9 protein-coding genes are annotated in these 12,657 nt (G+C 73.7%); 5 read left to right on the forward strand and 4 right to left on the reverse strand.

Going from position 1 to position 12,657, the window contains the following annotated elements:
* Positions 1-15 precede the first annotated feature (15 nt).
* Positions 16-1,770, reverse strand: coding sequence for an alpha/beta hydrolase domain-containing protein (locus tag G9H72_RS03400; protein ID WP_166167292.1), 1,755 nt, complete (start codon positions 1,768-1,770; stop codon positions 16-18).
* Positions 1,771-1,879: 109 nt separating this feature from the next.
* On the opposite strand from G9H72_RS03400, the gene G9H72_RS03405 reads away from it, so the two are divergent.
* On the forward strand, positions 1,880-3,097 hold the full coding sequence (locus G9H72_RS03405) for an ROK family protein (protein WP_166167295.1): 1,218 nt from the start codon (positions 1,880-1,882) through the stop codon (positions 3,095-3,097).
* An 86-nt stretch (positions 3,098-3,183) separates the two neighbouring features.
* On the opposite strand, the gene G9H72_RS03410 is transcribed toward G9H72_RS03405, so the two are convergent.
* The 3 genes from G9H72_RS03410 to G9H72_RS03420 all read right to left on the reverse strand — a co-directional run bounded on the left by G9H72_RS03410 (position 3,184) and on the right by G9H72_RS03420 (position 7,905).
* Positions 3,184-4,107: a DUF2382 domain-containing protein gene (locus G9H72_RS03410; RefSeq protein WP_166167298.1), complete on the reverse strand. Its 924-nt coding sequence runs from the start codon at positions 4,105-4,107 to the stop codon at positions 3,184-3,186.
* Positions 4,108-4,237: 130 nt separating this feature from the next.
* Complete coding sequence (pta, locus tag G9H72_RS03415) at positions 4,238-6,328, reverse strand: phosphate acetyltransferase (RefSeq protein ID WP_166167300.1); 2,091 nt, start codon at positions 6,326-6,328, stop codon at positions 4,238-4,240.
* A gap of 188 nt (positions 6,329-6,516) precedes the next feature.
* Positions 6,517-7,905, reverse strand: coding sequence for a purple acid phosphatase family protein (locus tag G9H72_RS03420; RefSeq protein ID WP_166167303.1), 1,389 nt, complete (start codon positions 7,903-7,905; stop codon positions 6,517-6,519).
* 306 nt (positions 7,906-8,211) lie between these two features.
* On the opposite strand from G9H72_RS03420, the gene G9H72_RS03425 reads away from it, so the two are divergent.
* The 4 genes from G9H72_RS03425 to G9H72_RS03440 all read left to right on the forward strand — a co-directional run bounded on the left by G9H72_RS03425 (position 8,212) and on the right by G9H72_RS03440 (position 12,654).
* The gene (locus tag G9H72_RS03425) at positions 8,212-8,862 is read left to right on the forward strand and encodes a hypothetical protein (protein WP_166167306.1); all 651 of its coding nucleotides are present in this window, start codon (positions 8,212-8,214) and stop codon (positions 8,860-8,862) included.
* Complete coding sequence (locus G9H72_RS03430; protein WP_166167309.1) at positions 8,855-9,802, forward strand: HoxN/HupN/NixA family nickel/cobalt transporter; 948 nt, start codon at positions 8,855-8,857, stop codon at positions 9,800-9,802. The genes G9H72_RS03425 and G9H72_RS03430 overlap by 8 nt, the downstream gene beginning before the upstream one ends.
* On the forward strand, positions 9,799-10,299 hold the full coding sequence (locus G9H72_RS03435) for a hypothetical protein (protein WP_166167312.1): 501 nt from the start codon (positions 9,799-9,801) through the stop codon (positions 10,297-10,299). Before G9H72_RS03430 ends, G9H72_RS03435 begins: the two co-directional genes overlap by 4 nt.
* A 120-nt stretch (positions 10,300-10,419) precedes the next feature.
* Positions 10,420-12,654, forward strand: coding sequence for a SpoIIE family protein phosphatase (locus G9H72_RS03440; RefSeq protein WP_331271931.1), 2,235 nt, complete (start codon positions 10,420-10,422; stop codon positions 12,652-12,654).
* Positions 12,655-12,657 lie beyond the last annotated feature (3 nt).

The raw sequence follows: 12,657 nt of genomic DNA on the forward strand, positions 1-12,657 counted from the left end.
GTGTCGTCGGGCCGGTCAGCCCTCGTTGGCCGTGCCGTCGACCGCGTCGAGCAGGGCGATCAGCGCGGTGGCCGAGCGGACGACCGCCTCGCGGGCGGCCGCGTCGCCCTTGATCTGGTTGCGGGCGCGGTCCACCAGGTGCTGCAGGTACCCGGCGGTGCGGCTCTCGCTGCCCGACAGGCCGAGGCGCTCGGCCCGGTCGAGCCGGTCGAGCAGGCTGGCCTCGACGTGACCGGCGATGCGGCCGGCAGCGGCGTGCTCCTCGATCAGCTCACGCAGGTCCGAGTACCACGCCGGGTCGCGGGTGAAGTTGCCCGGGATGTAGCCGGCGGCGGCGTTGGCGAGCGTGGTCGCGACGAACTCGTCCACGTAGGACTGCACCGTCGGGTAGAGCGCCGCGAGCTGGGCGTCGGTCAGCGGAAGCGAGCTTCCGTCGAGGAAGCAGAACCCGGGGCCGGTGTTGGACCCGGAGTTGACCCGCAGCGGCGCCTCGTGCTGCGCCAGCCGGATGCCGCCGAGCGCCAGGCCCAGGCCGTCGCGGACGACGGTGGTCGATGCGGCCGGCTCGGTCGTGATCTTCGGTGCGGTCGGCGGCTGGGCCCCGTACGCCACCCAGTCCACCGTGTGGTCGTAGACGGCGTTCTGCACCATGTGCTGCGGCACCCGGGACAGCGAGGGCAGGGCACAGGTCTGCGGCTCGCCGGGGTAGCCGCCGGGGTAGGTGCCGATGTCGCGCTTGCGCAGGGGGCCGTAGTCCGTGATGAGCTTCCAGTCGCCGTGCGACGCGCCGGCGACCTCCCAGGAGCGCAGGACCGGCGAGTCGGGCTGCTGACGGGCGGCGACGCTGAGGATGCCACTGGCGACGTCGCCCTCGGAGTTGATCCGGAAGACCGGCCGCGTCGAGCCGGTGCGCAGCACGCCGCCGCCGCCGTGCAGGACGACGGCGTCGAGGATGTTCGACAGCGGGAGGATGCCGTTGTAGTAGTTCGCGAGCCGGCCCGCCGACTGCGAGTGGCCGGTGGCGATGACGTACTGCGGCGCCGGCAGCGAGCCGAGCGGGTCCACGCCCGCGGCCGGGCTGCGCACGGCCTTCACGGCCTGGCTGAAGATGTCGTAGGAGAGCGTGTCGTCGTTGATCGTGCCACCGGCAGTCACGTCGAGGGAGCCGTAGCGGGCCGGGCTCCACGCCTTGAGGCCGGTGGCCGAGTGCACGCCGACGCGCTGGGCGGAGACGCCCACCCACGCGTACCCCTCGCGGAGGAAGTGCTCGTGGCTCTGGAACCAGTCGACCTCCTGGTCCCACTGGTTGCTGACGTTGATCCACTCGGCGACGACGACGCCGTTGAACTTCTTGGCGTCGGTCGGCTTGCGCACCACGATGCGCGTCGAGTAGGGGTGGCCGGTGCTGGTGACCGTGGCGGTGCTCGTGCCGGACTGCGCGTAGCGCGTGGCCTGGCCGGAGATGAAGAACTCCTGCTCCACGTAGCCGGCGCTCGCGAGATCGACGTCGGTGGCGAGGAACGGGTACCCGTGGGCCGGGTCACCGACGGGCGTCGTGCTGGCGACCGGGCCGGTGACGGTGGGGGCCGCGACGCTCGCACCCGTCGCGGTGGACGGGATCGGGGCCTGCCCCTGCGGGCCGAGCCCGACGGCCCCGGCGGGAGCGGCGATCGTGCCCGCGGCCATGGCCACGCCCGCCGCGACGACGGCGGGCCGCAGCAGGCGGCGGGCGGCACGGGGGCGGTGACGGTCGTTCTGGAGAAGCGACATCAAGATCCACCTCGGTGTGGACGTCAGGACGGCCGCAACCTAAAGAGAGCCCGAACACGCTGTCAATGAGCCAGTTCTGGACGAAATCGCCGAGGTAGCGTTCCGCCCCATGTCGAACGCGGCCCCTTTCCGATCGGCAGCGAGCGGCACGCCGGGCTCGCGGTCGGCCGCCGCGCGTGTCGCGGGCCTGCTGCGCGAGCGTGGGCCGCTGACCCGGGCCCAGCTGGCGCGGGCGGCCGGGATGCCGAAGTCGACGGTGGCCGCCGCGGTCGCGGAGCTGGCGGCCGAGGGCGTGGTGCGCGAGCTCGGCGCCGAGGAGCGGGGCGGGCGCGGGCGGCCGGGTGCCCTGGTCTGCCTCGACCCGCGGCGCGGCCTCGTGGTGGGCCTGCAGCTGGGGCTCGTCCACATCCGGGCCGCGGCCGTGGACGTCGCGCACACGGTCCGCGCCGAGCGCGACCGCGCCCTGCGGCCGCACTACTCGGCTGCCGAAGCGCTTCCGGTCGCCGAGCAGCTGGTCCGCGAGACGATCGAGGCCGCCGCGGCCGCGCCCGAGGACGTGCTCGGCCTCGGGCTCGCGGTGCCCCTGGGCCTCACCGACGGGCCCGTGGAGGGGGCGCCGGGCCTACCGCCGTCGACCATGCGCCCCGGCTGGGAGTCGGTGGACCTGGTCGAGGAGCTGCAGGGCCGGCTCGGGCTGCCCGTCGTCCTGGACAACGACAGCAACTGCGCCGCCCGCGGGGAGCTGCTCTGGGGCGCGGCCAAGGGCTACTCGGACGTCGTCTTCTTCAAGCTGCACATCGGGGTGGGCGGCGCGGTGGTGCTCGACGGCAAGGTCCGGCCGGGCCGTTCCGGGACCGCCGGCGAGTTCGGGCACCTCGTCCTCGACCCGGCCGGCCCGCTCTGCCGGTGCGGCAACCGAGGCTGCCTGGAGACGTACGCCGGTACGACCGCCCTCATGCACGACCTGCGTCCCTGGTTCCCGGACGGGCTCACCTTCGACCTGCTGCTGGAGCGCCTGCGGGCCGGGGACCCGGCCTGCCGGCGGGCGGTCGCGGACGCGGCGACGCGGGTCGGTCAGGCGGCCGGGCTGCTGTGCAACGCGCTCGACCCGGAGGCCGTGGTCCTCGGCGGCCCGCTCGTCCGCGCCGGCGACCTGGTCGCGGAGGAGGTCGGCCGCGGCCTGCGCCTGTCGTGCCTGCGGGCGACAGCGGACGTGGACATCGTGCTCGCGACCCTCGACCAGCGCGCCGGCGCCCTCGGTGCCGCCGGGCTCGCGCTCAGCGCCGCTCCGCTGCCCGCCTTTCCCACCCCCCCGCTCCCCCGCTGACCATGCACGACCGTGCCGGTTCTGCGCAGCGCGCGGCCGTGGACAACGGTCGCGGTCGTGCACGGTCAGCGGGGGGAGGGGTGAGGTCAGAGGCGGCGCGAGGCGTCCGGGCCCGTCCCGGGCTGCGCCGTGGCCTCGCGGCCTGCGTCGAGGTCGATCCGCTCCTTGCGGACGTCGGCGCTGACCGTCTCGTCGTGGGTCTCGGTCTCCGTCTCGAGCCGGACCCGCTCGACCGGGACCGTCTCCGTGCTGACGACGGGGCGCTCGGCGTGCAAGGTGACCTCGTGCTCGGCCTCGGAGATGTCCGGGCCGCTCGTCGCGCGGCCGACGTTCTCGGCGGTGACGGGCTCGCTCACGAGCCGGGCGTGCTCGGTCGTCACGGGCACCGTCACCTGCTGCTGCTCGGTCTCGACCCACTTGCGCAGGCGCGCCCGCCCGGTCCGCACGGTCTCCGTGCCTGCCCGCAGCTGCTCCTCCGAGCGGGTCATCGCGTCGTCGGTGGCGTCACCGGAGGACATGGACGCGCCGGTCAGGCCCGAACCCGCCATCTGCGAAGCGACCATCGGCGAAGCAGACATCGCAGAGGTGGGCATCGCAGAGGTGGGCATCGCAGACTCGTCCGCCTCGCCCGCCGGCATGTCAGTGCGCGCCATGCCCGTCTGCGCCATGCCCGTCTGCGCCATGCCTGCGTCAGACCGGGTCATCCCGTAGTAGCGGTAGAGCTCGGCCTCCTGCTCCTCGCTGAGGTGGCCCTCCGCCGGGTCGACGTTCGGCGCGTCCTTCACCATTCCCTTGTCGAAGGGCACGGAGACCTCGTCGCCCTGCAGCTGCGCCTCGGCGACCGGCACGAAGCTCTCGTGGGTCCCGAACAGCCCGGTGTGCACGGTGACCCACTCGGGCCGGCCGCTGACGTCGTCGACGAAGACCTGGCCGATCTTCCCGATCCTCTCGCCGTCCGCGCCCCGGAGCGTGCCGCCGATGACACCGCCCGCCTGCTCCTGCGTGATCATCGCCCTCGCCCTCTCTGTCGGCAGTCTGTCGAGGGACCGGGCACCGCCACCCACGGCGCGGCCCCTGAAGACTCCCGTCCCCGGCGACGGCGGCCCGGAAACGGCGGCCGGCCACCCCGTCCGGGCCCTTTCACGCCGGGACCGCGGCCGCCTCCTCCTGCGCCTGGACGGCGGTGATCGCCACGGTGTGCACGATGTCGGGCACCGTGCAGCCACGCGAGAGGTCGTTGACCGGGCGGCGCAGCCCCTGCAGGACCGGCCCGACGGCGATCGCGCCCGCTGCCCGCTGCACCGCCTTGTAGGTCGTGTTGCCGGTGTTGAGGTCCGGGAAGATGAGCACGGTCGCGTGTCCCGACACCGGGTTGCCGGGCAGCTTCGAGGCGCCCACGCCGGGGTCGACCGCCGCGTCGTACTGGATGGGGCCCGCGAGCGGCAGGTCGGGCCGGCGTGCGGCGACGATCTCGGCCGCCCGGCGCACCTTCTCCACGTCCGCGCCGCTGCCGGAGGTGCCCGTCGAGTAGGACACCAGCGCGACGCGCGGCTCGATGCCGAACGCCGCGGCGGTCTGCGCCGTCGACAGTGCGATCTCGGCGAGCTGCTCGGGGCCGGGGTCGGGGTTGACCGCGCAGTCGGCGAAGGCGAGCACTCGGTCGGACAGGCACATGAGGAAGGTGCTCGACACCAGCGAGACCCCCGGTGCCGTCTTGATGATCTCGAGCGCCGGCCGGATCGTCGCGGCCGTGGTGTGGGCCGCCCCGGACACCATGCCGTCGACGAGCCCGGCGTGCACCAGCAGGGTGCCGAAGTACGACGGGTCCACCACCACGTCGTACGCCGCGTCCAGCGTGACCCCCTTGTGCGCCCGCAGCCGGGCGTACGTCTCGGCGAACTCCTTGCGCAGCGGTGAGGCCGCCGGGTCGAGCACGTCGATCCCGCGCAGGTCGACACCGAGCTGCGCAGCGCGGGCCGACACGGCGTCGGGCTCGCCGAGCACCGTCAGCCGGGCGACGCCGCGGCGCACGATCTCCTCGGCCGCGCGCAGGACCCGGTCGTCCTCGCCCTCGGGCAGGACGATGTGCCGGCGGTCCGAGCGGGCCCGCTCGAGCAGCTGGGCGGAGAACATCAGCGGCGTCACGGCGTCGCTACGGGTGAGCCGCACGCGGCTGGCGAGCTCGTCGGCGTCGACGTTGTCGGCGAAAAGGCCCAGTGCCGCCGCCACCTTGCGCGAGCTCGTGGGGTGGATGTGCCCGCGCAGGCCCTCCAACGCGTGCAGCGTGCCGTACGTGTCCGGCTCGGTGAGCAGCACCGGCAGCCCGGACGGGCGCAGCAGCTCCTCGATGTGCGGGCTGGGGGCGGCGCCGAGGGTGAGCAGCACGCCCGCGGGCGTGGGGAGCGCGGGGCTGGTCGCCGCGGCGGCGGCGGTGACGATGAGATCGGTGCGGTCCCCCGCCGTCACGAGCAGGGTGCCGTCGCGCAGCAGGGGCAGGACCGCGTCCACGTGGCCGGAGCCGACGACGAACGACTCGACCTCGCGCTGCAGGCTCGCGACGTCCCCCGTGATGTGCGCCGCGGCGAGCCGGGTCGAGACCTCCTCGACGGTGGGCGCGGACAGCAGCGCGAGCTCCGGCAGTACGTACGTCGGCGCGTCGGCCGCCGAGCGCTGCTGCTGGGCGCGCAGCACGTCCACGGTCTCCTGGGCGGCCCGGTTCACGATGGTGGCGACGAGGATGCAGCCGTTGTCGCGCAGCACGCCACCCGCCTGCGCCGCGTCGCCGGACACCTCGTGCGGACGCCTGCCGAGCGCGGGGACCAGCGTGATGACGGGGGCGCCGAGGTTCGCGGCGAGGACCGCGTTGAGCTCCAGCTCCGTCGACGGGGAGGGCCCGGTGTAGTCCGACCCGATCGACAGGACCAGGTCGGCACGCTCGGCGAGCGCGGCGTACCGCTCCATCACCCGCTCGACGAGCGGCCCCGGGCCGGCCGCCGTGAGCCGTGCCGCCTCCTCGTACGTCGCGCCCACGCCGGCCTCGGGCGGCTGCGCCAGCGAGTAGCGGGCGCGCAGCAGCTCCACGATGCCGTCGGGGCGCCCCCCGTCCTCGACCAGCGGGCGGAACACGGCCAGCCGGTCGACGTGGCGCGCCAGCAGCTCGAGCACGCCGAGGGCGACGGCCGCCTTGCCCGAGCGCGGGCCGGTCGACAACAGGTAGAGGCTCTGAGCCACGCGGGTCCTCCTGCAGGTCGGTCGTCCCTATCCTGCGCGCCCGCGGCCGCCCCCACACCCCGGGTAGGCGCGGGCGGAGGGCTAAGGCCGCCGGCAACAGGAAGGGCGACGCACCCGCCTGCCGGCGTGGCACGTCGCCCTCCCCTCACCTGCGGCGGCCCGCCCTCACGTGGCAGCGCCGCCCCGGGTCACCTCTTGGCCGCGGCCGAGGTGATCTTCTTGCCGTCCTCGTCGAGGTCGTAGACGCGCTTGCGGTCGCGGTCGAAGTCCTTCTCGATCACGAAGCCGTCGTGCCACTCGCCGTTGGCCTTGCGGGCCTCGTAGCGCATGGTCTCGCCGTCGACGTCGATGAGCTGGTACAGCTGGTTGTCCTCCAGCTGCTTGGTGACCTCGGCGCCGTTGCTCGTCCAGTTGACGCCGCCGTTGAGCTCGTACATCTTCTCGCCCGAGACCGAGACGACGTACACGGTGCCCTGCTGGTTGATGGCGTTCTTGCGGTTGACCGCGAGGTTGCCACGGGCGTACGAGTGGTCGTGTCCCTGCAGGACCAGGTCCACGTTGTACTTCTCGAAGATCGGCAGCCAGTACTTGCGGACGTTCGGGTTGTTGCGCGTGCCGGTCGTGGAGAACGCCGGGTGGTGGTACGTGACGACCGCCCACTCGTTCGGGTTGTCGCGCAGGACCTGCTCGAGCCACGCGGCCGTGGCCTCCATGTAGGCGGTGTTGCCCTGGAGGTTGGTGTTGAGGCCGATGAAGCGGACGCCCTGGTAGTCGGTGTAGTACGTGGTCTCAGGGGCGACCGTGTTGAACGCCGCGGGGCCGTTCTTCGGGAACTCGAACTGCTTGTCCCAGTAGCGGGCCAGCTGGCCACCGCTGTACTCGTGGTTGCCCGGGATGCCGAGCTGGTTGATCATGCCGGTCGTGAAGCCACCGGCGTAGAACCACTCGCCCCACTGGGAGTCGCTGTTCGCCGAGTCGACCAGGTCGCCGGCGTGGACGACGAGCTGGGCCTCGCTGCGGTCGCGGAAGGCCTGCCGGAACACGCGCGAGGCGTGCTGCTTGATGCCGTTCTGCGCGTCGCCGTAGTAGATGAACGAGAACGGCTTAGCCGACGCGGCGGCGGTCTTGAACTGGAACCACTCGGACCAGTTGACGCCGTCGCCGACGCGGTAGGTGTACATCGTCTCCGGCTCGAGTCCGGTGAACGTCGCCGAGTGGAACGAGACCGGGTAGCCGAGGTCGGCCTGGACGGTCGGGCTCGTCGTCGCGGTCAGGCGGGTCGGGGTGAACGACGGGCCACCGGTCGCCTTGGCGATCTCGGCGTAGCCCGGGTTCTCCGTGGCGTCGGAGCGCCACGAGACGCTCTGCGACGTCGCCGGGTCCGTCGTCGGGTTCATGACGACGCGGTCGGGGACCGAGATCGCCTTGTACTGCTCGGCAGCCGGGTACTTGGTCGGCGCGGCGCCGGTGGCCGAGGTGACGACACCGCCGGCGAGGGCGGCGGCGGCGACGCCGACGGCCGAGACGCGTGCAACGCGCGAGTGGTAAACCCGCGAGCGCAGGGAGCTGCTGCTCATCAGTGCTCTGGTCCTCTTCGTCTAGGAGACGCTGATACCGCGAGTGCGGCGGACCAGTCCTAGGTGTGCAGGGTGAACGAAGAGCGACGAGCGAAGGGCCGTGCGCTGAACGCGCGTTCGTCAAACCATGACAGCGGCAGTGTCACCCGACGTTAACCCGGCAGTTGCCCGCGAGTCAGGGAACACCCTCCGGTCGTTCGCCTCCGGCGGCCACCGTGGCGCCCGCCGGCCTGCGAGGAGCAGTCTTCCCCGCACCGGCGCTTATTGCAAGTGTCTCGCAACTACGGCCTCTCGAGGAGAAGCCCGATGCCCGTCCTGTCCCGCGGACGCCGGCTCGGGGTCGGTGCGCTGGCCGCACTGGGCCTCGTCGTCGCCGTGCCCACGGCGGCGTACGCCCATCCCTTCGGCCCGCCGCTCACCGCCCAGCTGAGCGTCGAGGGCAGGACGGTCGAGCTCGAGCTGCACATGCCGAGCGACGACTGGATGGCGATCGCCCAGCTCCTGCAGGTCTTCGACGAGGCCCCCGGGGACACCACCACCACGGGTGAGCAACGACTGGTGCAATCGGAGAAGTTCGCTTCGTATCTGACCGAGAGCGTCCGCGTGTCCCAGGACGGCGACGACTGCGCGCGGAGCGTGACCCCCCGGCCCAGCCTGCTCGAGGACGGCATCGTCGTCGTCGCCGACTGCCCCGAGGCGGTCGACACGGTGACGCTCGACATCACCACCCTGCACGAGGTGCACGCGAACTACCGCACCGTCGTGTCCGGCGCCGGTGCGCCGCAGACCCTCTTCACCAGCTCCGCCCCGACCCACGAGCTGACGCTGACGGGCGGCACGGGCTCGACCCCGCTGCCCGGCCTGCTGACCGCCGGTGGCTTCCTCGCGGCCGCCGCCGCGGCCGCCGTGGCCTTCCCCCTGCTGCGCCGTCGTACCCGAGAGGCTTCCCGTGCCTGACCTGACCGCACTCGACGACCGCCTCGTGCGGCTGTTCGACAACCCGGGCACGCCCTGGCTCGTCCTGGCCGTCGCCCTGGGCGTCGGCGCCCTGCACGCCGTGGCCCCCGGGCACGGCAAGAGCATCACGGCCGCCTACCTCGTCGGCTCCGCCGGCCGCTACCGGCACGCCGCCGCGCTGGGCGCGATCGTCGCCGCGATGCACACCTCCTCGGTCCTGGTCCTGGCGATCGGCTGGGTCGCGCTGTCGGAGGGCACCGCGGTCGGGACCCTGGCCCTCACCGAGTGGCTGCAGGTCGTCGCCGGCGCGGTCTTCGTCGTGGTCGGCGCCGCGCTGGTGTGGCACCGCTTCCGCGGCAGCCGCGGGCACGGCCACTCCCACACCCACGAGCCGCACGGCCGTTCCCACGACCACGCGCACCAGCCCCCCGGCCACGGGAACGAGCCGCACCCCCACGCGCACCCGCACGAGCCGCACGGCGCGACAGCGACCGCAGTGGCGGTCGCGACGCAGACCGAGCAGCACAGCCACGGCCACACGCACGCCGACCCTCACAGCCACAGCCACGGCGGGCGCAGGCACAGCCACGCCCCCGCTCCCGACGTCGTCCCGTGGTCGCGCAAGGGGCTCGTCGCCCTCGGGCTGTCCGGCGGGCTGCTCCCCTCGCCGTCGGCGTTCATGGTCCTGGTGAGCGGGATCTTGGCCAACCGGGTCCCCTACGCGATGCTGCTGATCGCGGCCTTCGCCGTCGGCATGGCGCTCACCCTCACGGCGGTCGGCGCGGCGAGCATCCGCGGCACCGCCCTGCTCAACGAGGCAGGCCGGTCGAGCGGGCTCGCAGCCGCCCTGGCCGTACGCCTGCCCTCGCTCGCCGCGGTCGGCGTGCTGCTCGGCGGCTGCGTCTACCTCGTCCGCGCGACCGCGGCGGTGGCGGCGTGAGCCGGCGCGTCCTGGCCGCGGTGGCCGCCGCCCTGCTGGGCGCCGTGCTGACCGGCTGCACGGTCGGGAACGACGCCGACCTCACGAGCAGCGGCGAGATCAAGGGCGCCGGCTACATCGATCCCGCCTGGTCCGACGCCCGCAAGATCGTGCAGATGTTCCACAACGGCGGCGCTCCGGTCGAGCTGGCCAAGGAGTACGACGAGGGCGACGACCCCGAGGACCTGCTGGGCGAGCCCGGGGGCTACGAGTCGAAGGCGGCCTTCCGCGACAGCCGGGTGCCCGAGCACGACGACCCGATCGCGGCCGGAGGGGTGGTCGAGGTCTTCGAGCTCGACACCGAGGCCCGGGATCGGATCGACGACCTCGAGGCCCGGCTGGCGTCGGGCGAGCTGCCCCACGAGTACCACTTCCTGCACGGCCGGGTGGTCATCCGGGTCTCGGGCAGCCTGGACGAGTACTCCGCGATCGAGCTCGAGACCAACCTGGGCGACTGACCGGTTCGTCGGGCGCGCCGGAGGTGGGCGACGCGCGCCGTCCGGCTCGCGTAGCGTGACCCCCTACGCTGGGCCACCGTCGGAAGGTGTCATGCAGGGCGAACTCGGGGGACGGGCCTCGTGACGACGTACGAGCCCGTCTACGGCCCGGTCGACCTGACGACGTGCGACCGCGAGCCGATCCACGTCCCCGGGTCGATCCAGCCCCACGGCCTGCTCATGGCGGTGGACCCGACGAGCCGCACCGTGGCCGTCGTGTCGGAGAACGTCCGGGACCTGGTCGGCGTCGACGCGGCCGACGTCCTCGGCTCGCGCCCCGCGACCGTGCTGGGCGACACCCTGGCTCCGCTGCTGCGCCGGCGCTCCACCGCCGAGGACCTCATGGAGCCCATCCGGGTCCGCATGCCCCCGGGCCCCGGGCGGCTCGCCGACGCCGAGGTCGACGTGGTGATGCACCGGTCCGGCGGGCTGGTCGTCGTGGAGCTGGAGCCGGCGGAGGCGACCAGCGGCGCCGGGGCCGTCTCCTACCGGGCCGCCCGAGCGGCGATGACCCGGCTGACCGAGACGTCGGACCTGACCGAGCTGTGCGACGCGCTGGCCCGGGAGATCCGGTCGCTCACCGGCTTCGACCGCGTGATGGTCTACCGCTTCGACCCCGAGTGGAACGGCGAGGTCGTCGCCGAGGCCAAGCGGCCGGACCTCAACGCCTTCCTCGGCCTGCACTACCCGGCCACGGACATCCCGGTGCAGGCCCGCGCGCTGTACACCGTCAACTGGACCCGGCTCATCGCCGACGTCGGCTACCGCCCGGTGCCGCTGGTCTCCACGCGCGGCGAGCCGCTCGACCTCTCGCACGCGGTGCTGCGCAGCGTCTCCCCGATCCACATCGAGTACCTCTCGAACATGGGCGTCACCGCGTCCATGTCGGTCTCGCTGCTGCAGGACGGCCAGCTGTGGGGCCTGGTCGCCTGCCACCACTACTCCGGCCCGCACCGCCCGTCGTACGACGCCCGCTCGGCCGCGGAGTTCCTGGGCCAGACGGCCTCCCGGCTCATCGCCGAGCGCCGCCGCTCGGACGAGAGCGTGATGGCGATGATCGCGCAGGCACGGCTCACCCACATCGCCTCTGCTCTCGCCCGGGACACCCGGTCCCCCCTGGAGGCACTCGCCTCCTCCCCCGAGCTGCTCCTCGGCCTGGTGGACGCCGGCGGCGCGGCCCTCGCGACGGAGGACCGCGTGCTCCTCGTCGGGGAGACGCCCGCTCCGGAGGCGGTCGGCCGGATCGCGCGCATCCTCGCGCGCCACGACCCGGGGCTCGCGTCGACCGACAACATCTCCTCCCTCGACCCCGACCTGGACCGCGTCAACGAGCTCGCGGCGGGCGCCCTACGGGTCGGGCTCGGCCCCGACGGCTGGCTGCTGTTCCTGCGCCCGCAGCAGGAACGCGTCGTCGACTGGGGCGGCGACCCGCACAACAAGGCGCTCGCCGCCGCCGAGGGGCCGGACGTCCGGCTCAGCCCGCGCAAGTCCTTCGAGAAGTGGCGCGAGGTCGTACGCGGCCGGAGCCTGCCGTGGGAGCGGTGGCAGCTCGACGCGGCCGAAGGGCTGCGCGCCCACATCACCAGCGCGATCGTCCGCCGCTCGCGCGAGCAGATCGTCATGGCCGAGGCGCTGCAGCGGGCGATCATCCTGCGCGAGGCGCCGGCCCTGCCCGGGCTCGACCTGGTCGCGCGCTACGCGCCGGCGCAGGGCAGCCAGATCGGCGGCGACTGGTGGGACGCGCTGCGGCTCGCGGACGGGCGCATCGCCCTGGTCGTCGGTGACGTGGCGGGGCACGGGGTGGCCGCGGCGGCGGCGATGGCGCAGATCCGGACGGCGCTGCGGGCGTACCTGCTCGACGGGCACGGCCCGGGCGCCGCGCTCGACCGCCTGGACAACCTGGTCGACGCGCTCTTCGTCGGCGACATGGCGACCGCCGTGGTCGCGGCGATCGACCCGGCCGCGCGTACCGCGGAGATCGTGTGCGCCGGCCACCCGCCGCCGGTGCTCGCGCACACCGGTGGCGCGCACGCCCTCGACATCCCGCCACGGCCGCCGCTCGGCGTCGGGCTGCTCGGAGGCTCCACGCCGGTGACGGTCGCGCTGCCCGCCGGCTCCGCCCTCGTGCTCTACACCGACGGCCTGGTCGAGCGGCGCGACGCCTCCGTCTACGACGGGGTGAGCAAGCTGTGCACCACAGCCTCCGGGGGGCCGTCGGACGACCTGCACGGCTGGGCCGACCGACTGCTCGCCGCGGGGGCGGGCAGCGAGGGCGACGACACCACGCTGCTCGTGGCGCGGGTGTCGATTCCCTGAGCC

The sequence above is a fragment of the Motilibacter aurantiacus genome (assembly GCF_011250645.1).
In the GTDB taxonomy this organism is placed as follows: domain Bacteria; phylum Actinomycetota; class Actinomycetes; order Motilibacterales; family Motilibacteraceae; genus Motilibacter_A; species Motilibacter_A aurantiacus.